The 25,709-nt window shown below is 65.8% G+C and carries 1 protein-coding gene (cut by a window edge); it reads left to right on the forward strand.

The features are described from left to right. Nucleotides 1–25,709 carry the 5' portion of a C2 family cysteine protease gene (locus tag NP3_RS05920; RefSeq protein WP_063038574.1) on the forward strand. The gene runs 23,203 nt beyond the window's last position, so only the first 25,709 of its 48,912 coding nucleotides appear in the window; it begins with the start codon at nucleotides 1–3; the stop codon falls past the right edge of the window.

Raw genomic sequence — 25,709 nt, forward strand, 5'->3', positions numbered from 1 at the left:
ATGAGCATCCAGATGCCCGAGGGGCTGCAGTGGCTCAGCTACCTCGCTGGCGCTGAGTGGCCCGAGGGCGACGAAGATGCGATGTTCGCCCTCGGCGACGACTGGCAGACCGCGTCGAAGGGCGTGCACGACATCATCGATGCTCTGCACACCGCCTGCAATGCCGCGCTCGCGAGCTATTCCGGCGACGGCGAAGACAAGATGAAGAACCAGTTCGACAAGTTCTTCACCGGTGATCAGTCCATCGAGAAGCTGGCCGGACAGCTGGAGCAGCTGGGTAAATCGTGCCGCGACTGCGGCACCCAGGTCGAGTACGCCAAGCTGCAGATCATCATCACCCTGGCGATCCTGGCCGCGGAGATCGCATACGCCCTGGCCACCATGTGGGGCGCGTTCGCGATCCCGGCGATGAAGGTCGAAGCCGTCGGTGTCATCCAGGGCATCGGCCGCACCCTGACGACCGCCCTGGCCAGGCACGCCAAATGGATGGCGGAGCTGCCGATGTGGAAGCTGGCCGCGATCGTCGGGGCGGAGCAGGCGGCGATCGGCTTCGGCACCGACCTGCTGGCCCAGTCCATCCAGATCGGCAAAGGTCACCGCGACGGAATCGACGGCAAACAGCTGGCCACCATGACCGCGGTGTCCGGAATCTCCGGAGTGGTGGCCGCCCCGGTCGGCAGTGTCCTCGGAAAGCAGCTGGGCAAGTGGACCAACCAGGCGCTGACCAAGTTCGGCGGAAAGGAGCTGCTGGGGGGCAAGTTGGTCGTCCCCAAGGAGATGACGTGGTGGATGGCGGGAGCCAACGCGATCGGCGCGGGTGTACCCGCCGGTGTCGTTGGCGCCGGCGCGGGCATCGTCGCCTACGGCGCCATCACCGGCCAGTGGGAATTCGAACCCGCCGCGATTCTCGGCGGCGTGGGCGGCGGTCTGGTCGGTGGAATCCACGGCGTGGCGGGCCACGCGCAGTTCAAAGCTCTTGGCGAGAAGGGCTACATGAACGGCGACGCCGTACCACCGCTGGGCACCGACGGCAGCCACGACCGGCCCGATCCGAAGGTCCTCGATCACGACGGATCCTCCACCAACTCCGCGCGTGACAACGGCGCCAGACCGAATTCCGATGCCGTGCAGACACGTTCGACACCGCCCGGGAACTCGGACAGGCCTCCGGCGCGGAACAACGAATCCGGCACGCCACCAGTGAATTCCGGTTCCGACCGCAACTCGACGACGAGCCAGCACGGACCGCAGACCAACGCGCGCAACGAAGTCGGCGGAGAAAACGGCTCCACGGCGAACAGCGGCTCCGCGGTGAACAACGGCCCGCGCGGCGGGATCGATTCGAACGCGGCGTCCTCTCAGCACTCGGTCACCGCGGGTGCCACGGATTCGGTTGCGCCACAGTCGGCTACGCAACCCCATGTCGAAACGGGATCGAATCACGAAAGCGGCGGGAACAATTCGATCGCCTCGCCGGACTCCGATCGGTCCTTCCAGACAGCGGATTCCGGTCAGTCGTTCCACACGGCGAAATCGGATCAGTCGTTCCACACAGCCGAGTCCCAGCCGAACTCGCCAACGGGTTCCACCGAGACAGGCTCGCAGCGCACGACGCCGCGGCCGGACGAGTGGAAGGGCGGGGAGCCGCCGACGTCGTGGTCGTCGTCGGTGGACGGCGGGTGGCGACCACCCGTGTCGCACACCGATGATCCCGCGAATTCGCTTGCACCCCAATCGGGTACGGGAACTCGCCCGGAGGCGCAGTCGCCCACCCGGAACGCCAGTCTCATGTCGGGCGGCCCGCAGTCCGTGGCGTCTCCGCGAAGCGACGGGCCCGCTCTCACCGACAGGGCATCGGCACCTCAGTCGCAGCGCCCGACCGTCTCGTCCCTGGGCGACGGCTCCCACACGCGACTCACCACCGAATCAACCCGCCCCATCGGCGAGCATCGCACGCAGACCCCACCGCCGGGCGACCACATCACATCGAAGGTTCATCCGGACCTCCAGCAGCCCCCGCCCCTTGTCCCGTCACGCGAGGAGCAGCCCACCGAAAACCCGCGCAGCAGACTGGAATTCGAACCACAGGATCGCTTCGACCCGACACCGGAGCAGGCGGCCGCGCTGCCCGGGTATCGCCTGCATCGCATCGACGCGGACGGCGACTGCTGGTTCGCAGCGATGGATCACGTGACCGAAGGAAGAATCGGGTTCGGGCACGAGACGCTCCGGGCTCCGATCGTCCAGGCCCTGGGAGAGCGCAAGGGGGAACTGCTCCCCTTTTTCGCCCCCCAGTCCGAGCAGTTCCGGGAGATGTCGGAGGGGATAACCAATCTCGATATCTCCATCCGCGACCATCCGGACGACCCGGAGCACGCCGACTGGGTCGTGCTACGGGACGACCTTCAGAATCATTACGACCAAGAACGCTCGAGAGAGTTCGACCGGCAACTCGAGAACCTGCTCCGGCCCGGTACCTACAACAACGAGCTCGGCGAATTCCTCAATACGGTTGGCGCCGACCATTTCAACCGGCGCCTCGTGGTCGTGACCCAAGACGGCAGAATGGAGTACTTCGGTCCGCGAGACGCCCCGGAAGCGGTTCTCGTCCGGGTCGACGAGGCCAACGGCCACTACCACGTCGCCGAGCGAATCCCGGAGCATCGCCGCGGCGCCGAGTCGTTCACACCCGATTCGAATCCGCCACCGCGCACCGAGCCGACGGGCTCCAGGCACACCGAGCAGGAACCCGGTCCGACACGCTGGGAGCCCGCGCCCGCCGGGGATGATCCGCTCTTCGCTAGCATCGCCCACATCCTCGACCTCCCCGGTGCCGATCATGTGCGCACAGGAATCACCGACCACCTGAACCGCTTGCAGCAGCAGGAAACTCAGCGGCGCACCGATATCGATACAGAGCGGCAGCAGGGCCGGATCGACACTGCGCGGTGGCGCAGCGAACAGGACTGGCGCCGGGAATTCGACACCCGGATGAACGAGTGGCGCCGAGCGGCGGCGCCGGATTCCGGCACGACGCGGGCGACGCCACAGCGCGAGGTCGTGGACCGGGACGTCCGCCTCGCCGCGAGTGCGTTCGAGACGAACCTCGTCGTCGAGCACCCGAACGGCTCCGGGACGACCGAACACTTCTTCGCGCAGGATCGGCCGAATGCGTACCTGCGCTACACATCCGACGGCCGCTACGAGATCGGCACAACCCCTGACCGCGAGCCACGCGCGGGCCTCGGCCCCGAACACGACGGCAGCGACACACATTCCGTCCACGAGCGAAGCGATGACGGCTCCCGCGAGGCTCCGGCCGGGACGACCACGCCTCGTCCCGAGCCCCCCGGTGGTCAGCAACGTACCGACCCGCAGCGTAAGACGGCTGGTGCCGAGGAACCGATGGACCGGCACGAGGTGCGGCTCCGTGAGCGGTTGCGGGCGGAGGTCGAATCCGATAACCCGAGTGTCATCGCTGCCCGCGAGCGGTTGGACACCGCTGCGGCCGAGGTGCGTGAGAGACGTCGAGCACTCGAATCCGCGTCGGCAGAACATGATCGGGCGCGGGAGCGGCCGGGCACTCGCGCCGAGGCGCGGAGCAGGACCGAAGACGCCGAGGCGCGGCTCGAGTCGGCCCGGGCCGAGCACGATGCCGCGCGGGCCGAGCACGATGCGGCCGTGCAGCGTGCGGTGCAGGAGCGCTACGAGGAGCTGCGGGCCGAGTCGGAGGCGAGAGTCGCTGCCGCCGAACAGGACGCGCTGCACATGCGTGCCACCACCGACGAGCAGATGAATACCGCCCGCGAGCATCTGCGTACGGCAACCGACGATGTGAAGGACGCCCGGAACAGGTACGAGACGGCGAAGGCGGAACTCGACGCAGGTCTGAAGGACAGGCTCGACGACAATATCGCGGCCTCGGAGCAGCGGGTCGAGGCGGCGGGGAATGCGTTGCGGGACAGCCGGAACGAGTACGAACAGGCACGGGCGGGCAACGAGCCGCGGCGGGAATACCTCGACCAGCTGCGCCGGGAAATTCAACAGCGTCATAGTGACCTGCGGAGCGAGCTGATCGAACACGAGGCGCTGCTTACGGCCGGAAAGAATCACACCGAGGAGTTGGCTGCGGCGCGAGACAGACGTGCCGAGCTCGTGCCGGGTTGGCGGGGACGGTGGCTGTTCGATTGGAAGGTCGCGCGGCGGGCCGCCGACTGGGGCGAGGCGTTGAACCGGCGTGAGCGCGACGCTGCGGCGGAGTCGCAAGTAAACGAGCTGCACCGGGATCTGCAGGCGAAGGAGCAGGCGTATCCGCAGGCGGTAGCGGATTTCAAGAACGTGATGCGGGGGGTGATCGAGGATCGTCTGGCGAGTGTGGGACGCGCGAAGGCACCGGACCGAGACGCCTACGAGGCGGGGCTCGCGGACCGGCGGAAGGCGATGCGGGCGGCCTCGCACAAGGCCCTCGAGGCTGCGGACGCAGTACAGAAGGCGGGGTTCGTATTCCGGGACGAGGTATTGCGCCGTACCAGTGAGACGAACCCGGTAGTCGGGCGAAGGGCGTCCGACGACGAGGTAGACCGCCTGGTGCGCGACGGTTCTCCTTGGGAGCGGGTGGCGGCGATGCCGGAATGGATGACGCGCCGTGATCCGGAGGGCCGCACGCCGCGGGAGACGCAGATGCTGGCGTACGTGCTGACCGAGTTCGGCCCGGCGGATATGAAGGGCGGGGAGGGCAAGACCCTGGTGATGATCATGTCCGGGTACCGCGATGCCCGCGAGCACGGCGTATCGATTAACTTGACCAGCAGCGATCCGCTGGTGGTCGACATGATCGACGAGGTGCGGACGTATCTGGGGGAACACCACCCGGATTCCGGGGTGGATATCGTGCAGCTGCGCGAGAACGAGCCGTTCCCGCAGTCGGCCTGGAAAGCCTTGGAGGACGGGCGCAGTCTGCTGGTGGTGGGGACCAAGGAGGGGGTGCTGTTCGCCGGGCTGCACGAAATACAGGCGATGGTGGACGAGATCAAGCGCGCCGGTGCGTCCGACGACGTGGTGACGGAGCTGCGGGACTGGCTGCGCACCGAGCCGCAGGTGGATGCGCTGACGGATCGTTTGAACACGGTGGCCGAGGAGCACGGGGTGACGCGGCGGTTCCGGCCGCTGCCGGAGGGGGTGGCGAATTTCGACGAGGTCGATACCGCCTTCGACGGGGTGGTCCGAGCCATCTTGTCGCCTGGTGCGCGCGGAGACGCAGACCCGGCGACCGTGCAGCATCTGAGCGATGTGTACGAGAATTTCCGGCTCGCGATGCTCGAACACGGACTGACCGACAAGGACTTCGGCAGGCCGGAAAATACGCGAGGGCTCTGGCATTCGCGTATGAGCGACGAGGCGGCCGACAAACTGGCTGCGGTGATCGGCGACCGGGATGCCGTACACGCCGACGCCCGGCATTACGCGCAGTTCGCGCTGGCCAGGTGGGGGCTGCACCGCGGCTCCGACTTCATCACCTCCCGTGAACACGACAAGGTAATGCTGATCAATGCGAAGACCACCGACAAGCTGTCGTGGGATCGCGACAAGGCCAGCGAGACACGACTGCAGGAGCTCGGGCAGTACCTCGACATCGTCGAAGGCGTGACCGTGCGCGGCAACAACCCGGCCGATTCGCTGACGATGTCGTTGAAGCAGTGGATCGGCAGCCGCTTCCTGCAGAACCCGAAGGGCGTGTCGGGCACGGCGAAAGAAGTGGAAAACGCCATGTACGACGCGTGGGGCGGGTCCCGTGACGTGCGGGGCGACTATTTCGGCGTGCCGGAAATCGAGCGGTTCTACCAGAACAAATTGTTCGAGGAAGCCCTGGCGGAGTTTAAGAACCGCGAGGCGAAGCTGAAGGGCCAAGCGACCGATGCCATAGACGCCGCGAAAATCTCGTTCACGGTGCGGGACGGCGAGATCGTGGGGATCGAGCAGAAGGGCCGGCCGTGGTGGAACATTTCGCTCGACAACGCCGAGATCCGCGGAGCCGACGAGCGCCGGGTGGAGACCGTGGTCGACAAGCCGGGCGGCGGGCGAATGGTCGAGGAGACCAGGATCGAGCTGAATCACTGGCGGGACAAGGAACTTTCCGAGCGCGGGGTAATCGACTGGGTCGACGCGATCGTCGACCAGCGAATGAAAGACTATGCGCGGGAACACAACCTGACGATCGCCGACGGAGTGAAACTCGACTACACGGCGATCGACGCCCGCTGGCACAAGGAGAACGGCGGCGGGGACGCCGCCGAACGCAAGGCCGCCGACCTGGTCAAGAAATTCGGGAAACCGGGCAGCATCATGTTCATCAACAAATCCGGCGCCCGCGGCACCAACCCCAAACCTACGGCGGAGGCGAAGGCGCTCGGCGGCGTGATCACCAGCATCAGTGGCGGCCCGGCATACTCGAAACGCGTACTGCTGCAGGCGATCTGGCGGTCCGCCCGCGGCGGGTCCGGCGAGGATCGCGTCAACGGCGGCACGCCCGGATCCTATCGGAATTACACCTCACCGGAGGACTTCCGCACGGAGATCGAAGACGCACAGGCCATCCGGGAAATCACCCGGTATCTCGACGCCGTCGACGAACGCGACCAAGCCGCCCACAGCTACGAAACCGACCCCACCGCAGGCAAAAAGAACACCCTCGAAGAAGCCGATCAGCGCGTCGACGAAGCCGTACGGGTACTGCGGGAAGAAACAACACCGAGGCTGCAACAACGCGTCGAAGAACAGCTCCTCGCCCCCCACATCGGGCACGGCGACGCGCAACCCGCACTGCCACCGCAACCGACGGCCAATCCCGCGACAACCGCGCTCGACAACCTCGACCTCGCCCCACCGGGCATGGGCCTGCCTACCCCGATGGCCGGGCCCACACCATCTTTCGAACCCGAGGGCGACGACACCTACTTCGGCGACCACCTCGACGACATCCTCCGGTCGGACTGGCCCGGACCCACCACCGAGCACCCGCAGCGGACCCGATTCGACGACACCGCACTCCAACCGCCCACCTGGGCCGAGCAGCAGACGAAGCTGCCCCGGACACCACCCGCCGTCCCGGTCACCGCCCACCGCATCGATCACCCCGACGGCGGCGCCGCCCTCGCCATCGTCAACCACGACGGCGACCTCGTTCTCCTACCGGCCCGTGGCGACATGAAAGCCAACCTTGGCGTACTGCCGTCCGGTCGTCCCGCCTACATCCTGCCGGACCCGGACCCGGATAAACCGGACGCCGTTGTTCCCGGGGACATGGTGCCCGAGTTCACTTTCCACCCCGGCGCCGACGACACCCACGGCACCGTCACCTGGGAGGACCGAGGCGAAATCCGCATATTCGACGTCGGGACGATGTCGTACGGAACCGAACTCGTCGCAAGGCCCGAGCCCCAGGGCCTGTCGATCAAGCACCCCGGGACCGCGACCTGGCTCGCCCACAACATCCCCCACGAGATCCTGCCGGACATGCCGACGCTGGACCGACCCGACGGGGAACTGTTCCCGCACGACCCGCGAGCAGGAGACGCACGCCAGGGCAACGCCGCCGACTGCGACCTGTTCGCCGTGCTCGATGCGAAGGCGGACCGCGACCCACAGCTGATCCGCGAACTACTCCAAGACCACAAGAACGGCTGGGCCAGTGTGCGGATCGTCATCGATGGCGAATTCGAGTGGGAGCCGGTCAATCTGAACGAACTCTACGTGACGGCGCGCACCCAGAGTGGACACTTCGCCCGTCATGAACCCGGAGAACCTTTGTGGCCCACCGTGATCGAGAAAGCTCTCGCGCAACGCCTCGGCGGCATCGACGGGTACCACGGGCTCCGCGGGCTCAAGACCCAGCCCTACCTCGACAAGGGTTTCCACCGCGCCTCCAACGGCGCGCTGACGCAGCCCAGCCGGGTCATCGATGAAAAAGACTTCCTGCACCCATTCCGTCTCGACGCCGACACCCTGCGGCAACTGATAGTGGCGGGCGGCGGCGACACCGAATTCGTCCCCCGTCTGACCGAACGCATCGACACCCGCGAGCAGCAGACCAAGGCTCTGGCCGCTGCCGCGCGGGAAGCAGTGAGCACCCACTTTCCAGACGACCCCACAGCCGGGCGCGACGTCCGCGAAGCCACCAGGGCCACCCGTGAAGCCACGCATGAACGAATTGTTCATCCCGAGCTCCTACTGAATCCCCGAAGCTTTCGCCGGTACCTCGACGAGCAGTTTCCGGATAAATGGTCGAAAGAGAAGACTATCCTGGCCGAATACCACCGTGCGATATACAGCGGGCCCGCCGAACTCCGGGTGTTCCCCGAAGAACGGGAATTTGCCTCCGAGGCGATCGCCAACCGCATCGACTGGGCGCTGCGACCCGAACGCGGCACCACAGTGGTAATCGGGACGAAGAAGTTCGGAGATGCCCCCGGCGCGGTTCGGGGGTTGGAGTCCAGTCACGCATACCGGGTCCTCGCGGTCGAACGCGACAAGGGAAAACCAGTCAGACTCCTACTTCGGAACCCGCAGAACGACGCCATATACCCCACCCCATCGGAGGGCATCGAATACCGCGAATCCGTGGACGAATCCGTATACACCACCGACGGAAACGGCACTCGTTACCGCAGGTCCCCGGACGGCACATCGGAAATGTACTCCCCGATCTACGGCAGGTTCTGGGAAACCGCCGACGGAACGACGTTCTGGACTACGCTCCACGGCGCCAAGAGGCGCAAGGCCCGAGAAGACCCGGCATGGCTTCCCGACCCCGGCCGCATCGACCCGCTCGAACACACCACACCCCGCCGGGACATCGACATCGCCGTCGACCTCCGGCACCTCCCGAAGTTCTACACCCTCCGGATCAGCGGCCCCGGCGCACGCGGCCTCTACGGACCCGAAACCACGGCCGACGCGAACCGCCGCACGGCCACCCCCGGACCACGCGCGGGTCCCCTCGGTCCCGAACGTGGCAGCGCATCGCCGATTGCACCCGGTACCGAGCCGCGAATCGGTTCGGGGTCCGACGGTGACCCGGGTCGGATACTGCTGTTCCCGAACCCGGCTGTGCTGCGGGACTTTCCGGTCTCACCGACGGGCGATGCCTTCCTGCCCGGGACCGTCCTCTATATCACCGACCCGCACGTGACATTGCGGCTGACTGTTACCGAAGACGGGGGTGTGCGGCCGCACCTCCACTACCACCAGGTGGCCGGTCATGTCGCCGAGGGAGAGGGGCCTGAGTTTCACGGCGATGCTGCCCGGAATCTCATCCGAAGCCATATCGGCTTCCCCGGCCGCACTATCACCACCGCCGTCGTCCACCTTCCCGCACCCGATGCGCCCGGCGGCATCGACGTGTTCGGCGCGGCCGGATTCGCCGACCACGATCATTACCCGACCCTGATCACGGGCACCCGGATCGATCTCCCCGGAAACACCACCGCCACGATCCTCGCCGATAGCACCGTCGACGTCCGGACCCCCGGTGAAACGCTGAGCCTGACCCCCGCCGAGTTCCTCGCACAGCACCTCCGCACCCCCGACGGAACGCGAAATCTCATCCCTGTCGCCGTCCACACACACGGTCCCGACAACTGGACCCAGCACCGCCACACACCGGTCGAAGCCATCGCCCACATTCTCGGCAAGAACAGCAGTGAGAAATTGCCGGAACTACGCGAAGCGATCGCCGTCTTCCTATCGGCCCGTCGTGACGAATTGGTCCACCTCATCACCAATGACGAGATCGATACCGCATTGGCCCAGGAAGACGAGCGACACCTGCAGTTCCTCACCGACCCCGGCCGCCACACGAACCTCGCCGCGCTCGCCGCCGAGAACGCTCGTGCCGCTGAATTCCGCGAAGACATCAGCCGCCGCCGCTACCGAGCGATCGGCGACGAGATCTCGGCTATCCGCAACGGCACCACCACCGGCAACCGGTCCACCACACACCCGGGCCTCCCGTTCGCGTTCCACGCCGCCATCGGCCACGCCGGAAGTAACGTCGTCATCCGGCAGGGCGCGACTCAGCACATCCTCCTCACCAACCGCGCACCCGGCCAGAAAGTCCATTACCTCCGTCAAGAGTTCGGCGGCGACACCTACCGACACGCACGAAAAACCGTCAGCAGCAACCTCTACACCGAAACAATTTTCGGCCCCAAACTCGCACTCAGGCAAAAGACCGTATTCGAATACTACGAGGCCGGCTGGACAGGCAACGACGCCATCGCCCGCCACCTCCACGAAATCGGTGCGCTCAGTTCCGATAATATGACGGCGATCGTCGACGCATTGTCCGAGGGCTATGACGGAAGCCCGAGCGCATACCGCAGGCTCGGAGTCAACGATCGCCAGTCCGCAAGGCTCGAAGTACGCCGGTGGCGAATACCCGACGAGAACGCCGTCGAAAAGGCCCGCGAAGCACGTCTGAAATTCGATGAAGCGGATACCACAAGACACCGACTGCCCGATATACCCACGCGACCCGTCAAGATTTCGGACAAACATCTGGCGATGCTCACCAGTTTCAAGGAAGGTCACGCCAGCAGCCGTGACATCGCCCATCACATGCGCGATCGAGGATGGGATGTCACGGAGTCGCACATCAAGGGACAGAGAAGCTACCTCCTTGTCGGTAAACTCGGAATACGCGATATTCGCGGGCACTCTACGGAAACCAGGACCAAAAGAGCGGTGCGACAAGCCGAAAGAATGATCGAGGCAGGAGTGCTTGTCGGCGAGGACGACCGCCCGATTCGATCGCTCACAACCGCGCAGCCGGTCGCGGGGCCCGCCGATGGCAGTAGTGCCTTCCAGCATCTTGCGGGTCCGGCACCCGCGGGTATCGGTGAACGCCCGGGCGGCAGCCCAACCCCCGGACTCCTGCACTCTCCGGTTACTCCGCCTAACCAGTGCGTCCGCACCAATCTGACCGCTGTCCGCGATCTCGTCGGCAGCAGCTATATCACCGTTCCCATGTCCACCGGGCCGGGAGGGGAAACCTTCTCCGCGACTGTGGGTTTCATCGGTACGCCGGTCCACGAATTCGGCGATCAGGCTCGCCTGGAAAGCTTTCTCCGCGCGTATGCGCCCGCCCTCGCGGTCACCGTCGAGATCTACACGACTCCTTCCGGCCGATACAACATCGGCGGCCACCTGTACTACGCCGTCAGCGACCGGCACGGCGTTCTCCACACCGCAGACCATGAACTCGGCAGGTTCCACCCGCATCTGCCGCGGCCCCTCCGGGAACTGAAGACGGTCTACGCATCACTGATCACACTCGACGGCGGACATCCGATCGAGCATGCCGATCCGCTGGGCGACCGGACCGACGCCCACGCCACCGAGAACGGCGACATCCGGATCGCCGACTCGAGCCACACACACGCAATCGACAGCCTCACCCAGCAGCTCAACAAAAACACCCTGCCCACCGACACCGAGATTCATCTCACCGACGGCACCACCGCCACCATCCACCGCGATGGCACCATCGAACTCCGCACCCCCACCGACGACCCGCAGGCCCTCTACCTCCACCAATTCCTCCCCTATCTCGAAGATCTCGACACCACCCCCACGATCCACACACCCACACCCGACCACTGGACCAAATTCCACCACACACCCATCAAAGCCGTCGCTCACGCACTCGACATGGACAATCCCCTGCATTTGCGCCGGCTACGCCGCGAGGTCGCCGAGTACATCAACACCCACCGCGACAGATACCGCGACCACATCACCCACGACCACTGTGACGCCGACCAGGCACTCGGCCACGAAATCGACGCAATCCTCCGAGGCCGCACCACCAGAACCCGGTCCAGCGCAAACCACGGCCTCCCCCTCGCTCTCCTCGCCGCCATCGACCACACCGAATCCAATATCCTCGTCCATCAACACGGCACCACTCACACGATCATCAATAACGCCACCCCCGGCACCCCCGTCCACTACCTTCGGCAAAACGTCGACAACATCAGCTACCACCACGGCCAAACACGGCGCAAACTCGCCTTCACCAAGCCGATCCCCGGCCCCCAGCTCACCAGACTGCAGAAGGCCATCCTCGAGGCGGACGGTGACTTCGACCTGTCAGCCCGAGAAATCGTCGATCGACTCAACCAAATCGACGAATTCCGGGGAATCACAACCTCCCGGGTAGGCGGCGCCATAAGAGCAGGCGGAAGTAGCATACGCGTTAAACTCGGATATTCCGACCTTCCGTCCGCCCGGGCCGAAGCGCGCCGGTACCAGCTACTCGACGAGGTCGCGATCGTCGCGCCCGCGGCGTCCGTCGCGGCGCCGACACTCCCACCGGCGGCCCCGGCGCCGGACGACGCTCGGCGCGATACCGCCCGCCCCGGTCCCCCCACCATCGACGACGTCATTCGGCAACTCCGCGACAACACCCTGCCGAGCGGCACAGAGATCCGCCTCTCGGACGGCACCACCGCCACTATCCACTACGCCGGAAAAATCGAACTCGGCACCGCCCCGCGTCGCACCCTCTACACACACCAATTCCTCACCCGTCTCCAAAACCCCGATACCACGCCGACCATCACCATCCACGTGCCCGCCCCCACCCACTGGACCAAATCCCCGCGCACACCCGTCAATGCCGTCGCTCACGCGCTGAGCATGGACAACCCCCAGCAATTCCGCAGGCTACGCCGCGACGTCGCCAACTACATCAACACCCACCGCGACAAATACCGTGACCACATCACCCACGACCACGCCGATGCCGACGTCGCACTCGGCCACGAAATCGCGGCAATCCTGTACGACCGCACCACCAACACCCGTTCTACGGCATACCCCGGCGTCTCGCTCGCGCTCCTCGCCGCGGTCGAATTCACCGAATCCAACATTGTTGTCCTCCAACGCGACACCACCCACACCATCATCAAGAACCCGACCCCCCGTGCCGCCGTCCACTACCTACAGCAACACACCCACAACAACAGTTACCACCTCGGGCTGTTCAGCGAAAACGGTCCAAGCTACTCGAGAGTGATCCCCGGCCCGCAGCTCTCAGAGCTGCAGATAGCCGTACTCGAGGAGTACGCTGCCGATAACCGACGTCCGAGATTCATTACTCGCGAACTCAATCGACGAGATGAATTCCGGGAAATAACGGTCGTTCAGGTAAACAACGCGGTAAGAGACGGGCACGGAATATTCGCCAAACTCGGATGTTCGGACGTTGTGTCAGCCCTCGCCGAAGCCCGCCGGTACCAGTTGCTCGACGAAATCACCCCGGCCAGGCGCCCACCGGCGGCCCCGGCTCCCGCCGACGGCAGCACCACTCACCCCATCGCCATCGATGACGCTGCACTCACCACCGAACCATCGACGGCGGTAACCCACACCGGACAACAACCCGAACCCAGCCACGCGGACCTCGATCTCCCACCAGGCTTCCGGACAATCGAGGTGTCCCCGCAACACCTCCGATCACACACCGATTCCCCCATCACCGGCGTCCCGCCCACCACTCATATCGACATAGTCGACGCCGACGACGCCAGAGTGCGGCTGACCGCGGTCCCCGGCAACCGATTCACCGTCCACTATCGCCCGACTGGAGGCCCGGAGGTGCACGTGCCCGGCCCGCCCCTGGGCACCGAGGACGCCCTGAGCCTGATTCGCCAGCGATGCGACACCCACCACGTCACCAAGATCCAAATCCACCACCCGGGATTCCACACACCCACGATCGACGCCTCGAACACACTCGCCCCCAACGAATCCGGGCAACCCGAGCCGCAGCGACCCGGGCCGGTCGACGACGACAGCCACGACTCACCCACTCCCGAACCCGGCTACACACAGACCACCGGCCACCACACCCGACCACCGACCGCCCGCGACGAACCACACACCGACGTCGCCCCCGACGGCAACCCCCATCACATACGCGTACTCGACCAATCGGGTCTGCTCCTCGCCGACCCGACTCTCGCACTCACCCTCGAACCGGACCGCACCGGCGGCTACCCACCCGGCACCCACATCTACCTGGGCCGCGACGACGAAACGCTCCGACTCACCGTCACCCGCAACCACGGACTCACCCCACAGCTCCGATACCGCACCGACGCAGAACCAGCCATCTACGAGGACGAACCCACCCTCCACGGCACCGCAGCCCTGAACTACATCCGCACCTACCTCGCCGACACCGATCGACCGATCACCGACGTCGTCATCGTCCGCCCCACACCCGACACCTCCGGACCCATTACCGAGACGACCGCCGAAAACCTCGCCGTCCACATCCGCAACAACACACTCCCCAGCTACACCCGAATCGCAGTCCCGCACCAACCCGTCGTCACTCCCGCCCACAACGGCACCATCGAACTGAGCACCGAACCGTCACAAACCGTCCAGAGAAAGGAATTCCTCGACTTCCTCGAAAGGAACGCCACCCCGGGAATCACCATCCCCGCCGGGCAGCGACGCCAGCTGGGCCATGCCATCGCCGATTTTCTCGAACGGCACCGCGACGAATACCGTCCGCTCATCACCACCGGATACCTCGATGCCGCAGAGGCCAGCGAGAACGCGCGCAGCTATCGGTTCTTCACCGAGACCGTGTTCAGCGACGACCACGGCGTGATCGACCCCGCCGCACTCAGCGCCGAAAGCGCCCGGGCCGAGCGCTCCCGGGACCACATCGCGCGAGAACGTGACGCCGCATTCGACGAGGAAATCCGCGCCCTCCGCAGCGGCGACACCACCGGCAACCTCTCCACCGCATACCCCGGCCTCTCCTTCGCTTTCCACGCCGCCTTCGCCTACGCCGACGCCAATATCACCCCCGAAGCCACGGTGGAAATGGGCATCGAGCGCCGTCTGCTCACCCCCCTCGCCCCCGGCGCCGATCCGGTCGTCTCCGACGGCAGCGGCGTCCACCCCGCCAGTGGTCCGGCTCCCCGCATCTACACCAGCCACACCACCCGCGCCCCCGCGCCCGGACACGACACCCCTGCACCGCGGGCCACCATCGGCAACGGGCGGGACCTGATCGGCGCGCGCCGGGGCGACCACGACAACCCGCGGGCACCGAATCCTCAACCACGCCGCAGCCCGGCAACTCCCCGGATCACCCGCCCGGATGGCCGCATTATCGCAATATCGGACGGCAGCATTACCCGTGCAGGCGTCAGATTCGGGATCAACGAGTTCCTCGCGAACTCGTTCGACGCCGAATACCCTGCCGGGACGAAGTTGTATCTGCAGACCCCGGCCGGGGAAATCCGTGCCACATTCACCGACCAGCACGTCGATCTGCATAACGATGATCACCGGCAACCCGCCGAGACGCAGCAGCGCGTCGCCCGCCACACCGGGCAGCCCGATGTACACACACAACTCGCCGGCACGGCCCGCCACACCATCGAAGATTTCTGGGACCACCTGCGATCCGAACACGCGGCACTGGACGTGGCGCAGGTGACGGTGGTGCGAGCACAAGCCGCCGACACCGGGTCGGCGACCGCGTTCGAGCCCGGCACCCACGACACCTACTTCGGCGAACACCTACTGAAGCAGCTGCAAAAAGCCGAAGAGCACCTGTTGCGGCGGCCGAGGAAAACACAGCCTTCCAGCTCGGCCGAAAGTTCACCAACACGTTCCGACGAGACCGAGATCGAGTACGACGAGCACGGGCTCGAGAAACCTCCCCCGCTGCCCGAAGACCAGCGCCTCGAAAACCTCTCGGCCGCAGAGAAACTGGCACTGATACCCGCCGTACCGGTCCAACTCCCACGCCCCGAGTTCTGGGGCGGCGAGGTACTCACCCTCGTCGACCACAACGGCGACGTGACATACCTGCCGACCACCGGCGCAGTACGTGCAATCCGGCGGAGCCCACAGAACAGTGCCCCCTACTACGAAGTAGTCGAACCGGGCTGGCAGAACCTGCGCATCAGCATCGACCTGTCCGGTGGCTTCGATTTCCCGACCGACCGCCGTTCAGGCATATTGAGCTGGAATCTGCCCGGCGGCCGAGTGCGGTTCTACGCCCTCAACGACAACGGGCCGGTACCGCTGGACATCCTGTACGGGTCCACCCTGGTCGGGAAGCCCGGCGACGGACCGTGGCGCTGGATCAAGGCCGACCTGGACACACGATGGTTCCGGGTCAATGCGCCTACCAGTGTCATCCCCGAACTGCCGGAACTCGTCGATCGGTCCGGCGACCCGATATTCGGGCCGGGCGGAGCACGATCGCAGGACGCGCGACAGAATCAAGCCGGTAATTGCTTCCTGGTCGGCCTCCTCAAGGATCGGGCCGCACGCGCTCCACAGGCGATCGACGAGGTCGTCCACGATTACGGCGACGGAACCGGCGCCATCCGCTTCCACGTGGAAGTCAAGCGGAACGGGCGGCGCGTCCTGGTGCCGAAATGGCGGCGCGTGCTGTCCCACCACGTCTTCGAAACTCCCGGCACTACCCGCGGACATTTCGTCGGACACGAACCCGGGGACCCCCTCTGGCCCACCATGCTCGTGAATGCCTGGGCACTCGAATTCGGCGAAGGCAACGGCCACCGCATCTTCGAGAAGGGCGGCTCGTCCCGCATGACGGGCAAACGCCTCGACAAGGGCTTCTACAAGGCGGCCGGAGGCTGGCGGCGGCAGCCCGTCCACAGTGTCGACGCCAACTTCTTCCTGAACCCGCTCCGTTTCGACGCCGACACACTGCACGACCTGGTGGGCGGCGACCCCGAGTTCTCCAGCAGAGTCGCCGACACCTTCCATGAGTACGTGTCCGCCCGTCAGGCCGTGTGGGATTCGACCTGGCAGCGCCTCTTGACTATCCATCAGGGCGACCCAGCCGCCTTCGACAACGCCTGGCGCGATTATGGCAGGACCGAGGAGCTCCTCGGTTTCCGAATGCACCTGGACGAGCAGTTCCCGCAACAATGGGAATCGGAGAAAACCACTCTCGCGAACTATTACTCGGCAGTGTTCGATGGCAAGGCCGAGCACCGCTCGCTCCCTCCCGCCTACCGGGGTGTCATCGCCGAGGCGGTCAGCGAGCTGATCCGCTACGCCCATGAACGCGACACCACGGTGATACTCGATACGCCCTCGTTCGGGGAAGGCATCGAAAACGCGACCGAGGTTCCGGGACTGGTCGGCAGCCATTCCTACCCGGTCCGCGGAATCGAATACGACGACGCCGGTAAGCCGGTCAGGGTCCTGGCAGAGAATCCATGGGACCACAACGGGGCCTACCCCGTCCCGATTCCCGGCATCGAATACCGCTATGACCCCCAGCCCCGCGGCACGGTCGACTACATCGCCGATTCGGACGGTATGCACCGCACCGCCTCCGACGGAACCGTGTACGGCATTCGCAAAGACGGCACCAACTACCGCATCGACCCGGACAGAACCGAATACGGCATCACCCGCGGCGCGAAGACATACCGCAAAACCCCGGACGGAGCACTGCACGAACGATTCCCCAACGGCCAGCGATACTGGCGGACAGCCGACGGGACCGAATACCGAACCTCCGCCGACGGCACCACCAAAGAGCGGAAACGGCGAAACGATACCGACTGGTCACCCGACCCCACCCGGACCGACCCGCCACCGGACATCACCATCCCGCGCCGGGGCGGCGTCATCGCGATCGATTTCGAGCACCTGCCGAAGTTCGTCAGCATCACCCTCATCGGCCGCGCCGCACGCGCCGCATACGATCTCCCCTCCGAAAGGCCCATTCGGACAAGCGCGGGCTTCACCCGGCAACGAACCACCGGCCCTCTCGAACCGGAGGGCGACGAAACCTACTTCGGCGAGCACATGCGGGACATCCTCGGCTCCGACTGGCCCGGCCCCACGACCGAACGCCCGCCACGAACCCATTTCGACGACTCCGGACTCCGGCCACCCACGTGGGCCGAACAGCGGACGAAAATCCGCCGGGAACCGATCGCGGTGCCGGTCACGGCCGACCGCATCGAGCACCCCGACGGCGGGTCCGCCCTCACCATCGTCAACCATGCCGGGCACGTGCTGCTGCTACCCGCCCGCGGCGACGTGGAGGCCGACCTGTTCGCCCCGGCAGTGGGCCGCCCCTACTTCCTCCTGCCGGGCGCGGGCCCGAACGGACAGGGCGCCGTCCTTCCGGTGGATATGGTGCCCGGATTCGCGTTCCAGCCCGGCACAGGCGGCGATCACGGCACCCTCACCTTGGACGTACCGGGAGAAATCCGGATCTTCGGCATCGGATCGATACCGTACGGAACCGACCTCGTGGCTGTGCCCCGGCCTCAGGGCCTGTCGATCAAGTACCCCGGTGACGACCGCTGGCTCGCCCACAACATTCCCCGCCAGGTCCTGCCCGACATGCCGAGGCTGGTCGAGCGGCGCGGCGGGCAGCTGTTCCCGCACGACCCGCGGTCACGAGACGCGCGTCAGGGCCGCACCGGCGATTGCGACCTGATCGCCCTGCTCCAGGCGAAAGCCGACCGCGGCCAACAGCTGATCCGCGAACTGCTGCACGACCACGAAAACGGCTGGGCCAGCGTCCGATTGGTCATCGATAACAAATTCGTCTGGGAGCTGGTCAAACTGGACGAACTCTATGTCACCGAGGGCACTGAGAGCGCGCATTTCGCGGCTCACGAACCCGGAGAGGCCTTGTGGCCCAGCGTGGTCGAGAAGGCCTTCGCGCAACGCCTCGGCGGGATCGACGGCTATGCGGGACTCGACAAGTTCAATGCCCAGCCCTACCTCGACAAGGGTTTCCACCGCGCCGACGGCGGAGCGCTGACACAGCCCAGCCGGGTCGTCGAAGACAAGGACTTCCTGCACCCGTTCCGTTTCGACACCGACACGCTGCGGCAACTGATCTCGGCGGTCCGCGGTGACCCCGCATTCGCGGACCATGTCTCCGGGTACGTCGAGGACCTCGAGCGGGAGATCGAGGCTCGGCGCGATATCAAATGGGACGCCTTCGTAGCCGCGCATCCGGACGACCCCGATGACCATCCCGATATTCGCGACGCCAACGAGGCCGAGCGCACCATCGCGTACAACCGGTTCCTGGAGACCGACGATCTCCGCTCGCCGGAAGGCTTCCGCAAATACCTCGACGAGCAGTTCCCGGACGAATGGCCCACCGAGAAGCACATCCTGGCCGAATACCACCGTGCTGCCTACAACGGACCGCCCCGGCACCGGGTGTTCCCGGTCGGCTACGAATTACTCGAGCAGGCGACCGCCGAACGCATCGACTGGGCACTGCGCCCGGAGCGCGGCACCACGGTCACCATTGCGACGTACCCCTTCGGATCGGACGACGAAAACTGGACCGCGGTGCCCGGTTTGGTCGGCCAACACGCCTACGAGTTCCTCAGGGTCGAACGAGACGACAAGGGACGACCGGTCGGGCTCGTACTCCGAGACCCGCACGCCAGCCATGACAGCAACAACCCCGCCCCGGAGGACGGCATCGAGTACCTCCAGTCCCCCGACCGGTCGGTGTACACCGTAGACGAGGACGGCACCCGCAGCCGCCGGTCCCCGGACGGCACCTCGGAATGGTTCTCTCCGACCTACGGCAGGCACTGGCGAACCGCCGAGGGAGAGCGGTTCTGGACCTCGGCGTCCACCGGCACCAAGATGCGCATGGCCCCGGGAGACACGACGTGGGTTCCCGACCCGGACCGCATCGACCCGCCGGACAACACCACCCCCCACGAGGGCATCGTCGCCGTCCCCCTCCGGCACCTGCCGAAGTTCGGCCGCATCCGGATCAGCGGCCCCGGCGTGCACGGACTGTACGGACCCGATACCGCTGCCGCGAGCGCCGGCACCACTACACCCTCACCGAGCAGTCACGCCGTATCGCTACCCCAGACCTTGGACGAGACCCCACCCGCCCGACCGTTCGTCCCCGAGGGCGACGGCACCGGGCATTACACACTGCCGCACCGAGGGGTTACCGGCCCGGCCCGGCCGATATCGGATGCGATCGGTTTCAGCGATTTCTTGTGGAGATACCGCGGCATCGAATTTCTCGACGGCACGACGCTGCAGCTGCGTTCGATGCGCGGGACGGTGCACGCGACCTTCGGCGACGGCCGCGTCACCGTGACGTTCGACGGCGAAGGCGCGCCTCCGGCGAAGCGCCGACGGGCAGAGCCCGATGCGGGCGGATCGGCAGCGACGGCTTCGGGCACGTCCAGACGCTCGCCGATAGCGGTGGGTCGTCACAGCATTGCGCAGTTCTGGGCCAAGGCCGGGTCCGCGCGTGGGCTGCGAGACGTCCGGATCGTCGAGCCCGCTGAAGATTTCCCCGCAGATACGGGCCGTGGTCCCGGCTACTTCACCGACTCGGGCTTTACCGACCGGGAGCACGAGCTGTTCAGCGACGAGCAGTGGTTGGAGGATGCGGAGAAGAAGCGGAAGGAGAGGACGAGCGACGATCCCGACGCGAATCAGCGGACATTCCGCTCGACGGTGCCCGACGACCTGACGGTCGGTCAGGTCGGCACGATCCGGCACACCGGGAATACCGTGCTGATCGGCGTGGACGGCCGGGCCCTGGTGATCGGTCCGGACGAGCAGGTGCTGCTGGATCAGGTGCCGGCCGCGGGTGATTCGGCGACCCGATACTCGATCCGGTTGGCCTCGGATCCGGCCGGGGCGAGATATCCGATCCATGCCGGAATGATCCGCGTTTTCCGCTGGGGCCCGGAGACGAACGGTGTGCGAGCCGGGACGCTCGAACATCACGATGGTCAGCCTCCCACCTTGCTGATGTATGAGACCGGCGAATCCGCGGGCGTACTGGGAGTCTCCAGCGTGGTGCCGATTCGTCCTGCCGACAACGGTGGCCTGAGTTTCGAGTCCATGAATTCGACGGTGGTGATACCCGCGCATGCTGCGGAGGCGCTGGGCATGCACGGGCCCTCGGCGATGACGATGCATGCGGGTCCAGTGTTCTCGCAGAGGAATTCGCGCCCGACGCCACGGCGGTCCGATATTGTGCTCGGAACCCAGCCGAGCCATCGGGCCATGATGGAGAACTTGGGTGACCTCGCCGAGCAGGATCCGCAGGGGCTCGTGGACATGTTCCACGAATATCCCGACGGCACGGTCGGGGTGCGGTTCTTCGTCGACGGCAAGCCGCAGTCGGTGGGGGTCGACCGGAGCCTGCTGCACGATTCGTCGGGATCCCCGATGCACGTGGCGCATACCGACGGCGAGCCGATGTGGGGCGCGTTGGCGCACAAGGCGTATGCGCTGCTGCGATTCCGGACCCGGCCCGGGGCGACGGTGTCGATACGGCCGTTCGGTGTACCGCTCGATCCGGATTCGGTGCCGATATATTCCATGCCGCGGTCGACGATCAAGGCGCCCTCGGATCGGTTGAGCATCGTGGACCGCGGCGGCCGACTGCTGACCGTGCGGGAAGGCGAACAGCTGCACGGCACCGCCGACCCGGCAGCCCCGGATTTCCTCTCGGTTCGGGTCGGCGATGGCCCGGAAGCCCCGAGCTACTCGGTGCATCGTCGTCTCCTGTCGGAGATGACCGATCTCGGCCCCGGTAAGGACCGTAAGTATCACTGGACCGTGCCCGACCAGGATTCACGCGTCCAGGGCCTGCGGTGGCTGCACAACGACACACTGCGGCACCTTCCCCCCGGCGAATCGACGTCCGTGGGCGTCGGCCCGCAGGGCGGCGGTGTCATCGACGGGCATGCGCCGATATCCAAGGAGACGCTGCGCGAGCTGGGGCGCACGCTGCGGCAAGCGACCGGTCCCCAGCGTGCACCGGGCGACACCGGCGATGAACAGCCGGCGCCGACCGTGTTCCACCGCACGCCCGAGGGGAATCACCTGCCGGTCTCGCGGGATGTAGCCCAGGGCAAACTCGGTGATTGCTACCTTCTCGCGCCGCTGCAGGATATGGCCGACAATAATCCCCGGGCGATCCTGGATATGTTTCACGAATATCGCGACGGCACCGTACTCGTGCGATTGTTCAACAAGAACAATGTTCCGGTCTGGGTTCGAATGACCAGGGATTTGTGGGCGGATGCCGACGGTAAGGTACTGTACGCCGCCTACGACGACGCTCATGCGCCCTGGGTGGCGCTCGCCGAGAAGGCATATGCGATCGTCATGGGCGGCGACTACGAAAAAATTCGGGGCGGCCATGCCGGAATTGTGATGCAGCAATTACTGCCACCCTACGAGGTGAGCGATTTCGGCTCCATACATCAGCCTGTACGCAGCGTCGCACTGACGACATTTCTGCATCCGATGCGGTTCGGCGTCGACACCCTGCACGACCTGATCTCCGAGCAGATGCACAAGGAGGCGGACTGGGAGTTCGCGCAACGCCTCGGAAAACTGGAGCAGCAATGGCGGGACGCGCGGTTCCCCGACAAGCGCGTCCCCGAATCCGAGAAGGAGAAGGAGAAGGAGAAGGAGAAGGACGTCCCCGAATCCGAGAGGTTCGAGAAGTTCCTCCGGACGCACCTGAACGATGACGAGCGCAGCCGGTGGTCTGCGGAAATGGCCGCGCTGCTGAAATATCTGGCCGAAGCCTATGATCCTGATAAACCGTTCACGAGCGGAGTGGCCGGGAAACATATCGCCGATCTCATCCGGTTCCTCCGCGATCGCGGCGATACGATCGTTCTCGACACCGCCCAGTTCGGCGATGCGCTGGAGGATGTCACAACATATCCGGGCGTGGTGGGCAGCCATGTCTACTCGAAGGTGGATGTGCGATCCCACGACGACGGCAGAATCACGCTGCAGTTGGGGAACCCGTGGGGTCACAACCCTGCCGTGCCGGAGGCCATCGGCGGCTGGCCGGGAACCCTTCGCGGCATCATCTACGGCAAAGACGGCGCACTCAGCGTCGACATCCGGCATCTGAGCAAGTTTCCCAGCATTCAAGTCCGTGGCACCGGCGTGCGCTTCGCGATCGGAGATCCCGATCCGACGCGGACGATCGGGTGGAACCGCGCACAGACCGAACCCGAAGGCGACGACACCTACTTCGGCGAACACCTTCTCGAAACCATGCGGCGAGCGGTCGCCGAATTCGAGCGAAATGGCACCACGAAAGAGGATCGCACCCGAATCGATCGCAGCGACCTCCGTAAGCCCACGCCCGCCGAACACCGGGAGCGCCTGAAGAACCTCACGCCCGAACAGCGCGCGAAACTCTCCGCGTCGAATCCGGTGTCGATGTACGCCGGGCGCACCACTCGTCCTCGCGACACTCTCACCCTCGTCAACGGCGACGGAAAATATATCGTCATGCCTGCCACGGGCAGTGCGCACGCGAAGCTGATCGAGCTGCCGTCCGGTGAGCGCGTCTACGAAATGGTCGACTCGACCGGACTACAGTTCCACGCTCCCGAGCAAATGGTGAACGATTTCGTGTACCCGCCCGGTGTCCTGAATTCCTTCCGCCCCATCTCCTGGAACGTACAGGGTGAAATCCGCATCTTCGGCAGGAACCGCCACGGCAAGGGCGAGGTCCTCAGAGTGGCATACGGAGAACAACTCGTCACTATGCCCCAGCCGGGGCCGCAGTACACAGGGCCGCAGTACATCGGAAACCCCAAGACCTCGGACTGGGTGGCCGTCAAGGCCCCGAACCACGTACTTCCCGCAGCACCCGTAATGCGCGATCGCACCCACGAGGAATTGTACGGCCCCGAGGGGCCGCGATCGCAAGACGTACGACAGGGCACGATCGGCAATTGCGCCCTGGTCGCACCGCTCAAAGCCATCGCCCACCGCGAGCCGCAGTTGATCAAGGACATGCTGCAAGACAACGGCGACGGCACCGTCTATGTCCGCCTCCGCATCGACAACAAAATCGAATGGGTGCCCGTCGAAAAGAGCATCCCTGTGACCGCAGGCACCGAGAGCGGATACGTAGTCGGTCACGAGCCCGGACAGCCCCTGTGGCCCTCGATGATCGTGAAAGCCATCGCACAGCGTCTCGGCGGCAACACCGGATACCACGTGGGCACCAACTCGGACCTGGCCAGGATGGACGTGTTCGCCTACCTCGACGCGGGTTCCCACCACCCCGACGGCGGCGCATTGACACAGCCCTCCCGCGTGGTCCTCGACTGCTTCTACTGGCTCCGCCTCGATCCCGACACCATGCGGGAACTGGTGGGCGGAGACGACGAGTTCCACCGGCAGCTGGGCAAGGCTCTCGACAATATCCAGCCGCACTTCGAAGCCCTGTTCAAAGCCAAGGTGAGCGAGATAAAGGCCGCACACCCCAAGGACCCCGCCGCCCGTCGCACCGCGTGGGACAAGTTCACGCAGACCGAGGATCCGACCGCGCCCGCGGGCTTCCGCAAATACCTCGACCAGCAGCTCCCCGGACGGTGGGCGAGCGAGAAGGACGCCCTGGCAACCTATTTCGACGCGATGTACGGCGGACGGGCCGAGCAGCGGCTGCTCACCGACTCGTCGCCGCCCAACTATCGGGCCGCCATAGCGGCGATCGCAGAACAGCTGGACTGGCTGGCACGGCGCCACACCACGGTCACGATCAGCACGGACAGTTTCGGGCAGAGCCACGAGAACACCACATTGGTCCCCGGCTTGATGGGCGACCACGCGTACGCACTACTCGAAGTCGTGCGCGACAACACCGGGACACCGATCGGGCTCCGACTCGAGAACCCGCACGACAGAATCGGCGTCTACCCCGTCCCGGCGAAGGGCATCGAATACCGCCTCGCCCCGAGCGATTCCGGCTTCACCCTCGAACACACCCGCCACGACCCCGGCAGCAACGCCACCTACACCACCTACGTCCGCCACGACCCCGACAACACCACCTACCGGATCGAATACCGCCGGGACCCCGACGGAACCGTCCACCGCGAAGCCGAGTCCCGCGAGGACCCCAACGGAACCACCTACCGCATCACCCCCACCGGAGACCGGCACGTCCGACTGCGCAACGGTACCCAGCAGTGGGTCTCCGCCGCGGGTATGACCTGGGAAACGCCGGGCGGGCACCAATTCTCGACCGACGCGAACGGCAGAAAACTACGCAGGGAGCCGGGCGCCGCCACCTGGATCCCCGACCCCGGCCGCACCGACCCACCCGACGCCACCATCCCCCTGCGCGGCGGGATCATCTTCGTCAGCCTGGACCGCCTGCCGACGTTCCGCGCCGTCGCCCTCGGCGGCCCCGGCGCGCGCGGCCTGTACGGACCCGAGAAGCCCGGTCCCGCAGCGACTTCCACCACTACGACCGCCGGTCACCCCGCGCCACCACTCGGCATCGGCCAGCCCGCACCCGAGGTATTCGTCGAGTACCCCGGCACCGGCGACACACGGAGGTTCGACGCACCCGACGTGCCGCTGGCAGACCTCACACTCTCCATCCAGACCGGTCTCAACAACACCTACCTGCCCGATACCCGCCTCCGCCTCCGTGATCACCGCGGAACGCTCCACCTCACCGTCACCGGCAACAACGGCATACACCCCGAATACTTCCCGCACACCGGCCCCGAGAGATCCACCTTCACCGGCGACAACGCGCTCAACTTGATCCGGGCATATATCAACGAACCCAGCCACCCTCCGATCACCACGACACTCGTCGAACACGC

The organism is Nocardia pseudovaccinii NBRC 100343, from assembly GCF_001613225.1.
GTDB classification, from domain to species: domain Bacteria; phylum Actinomycetota; class Actinomycetes; order Mycobacteriales; family Mycobacteriaceae; genus Nocardia; species Nocardia pseudovaccinii.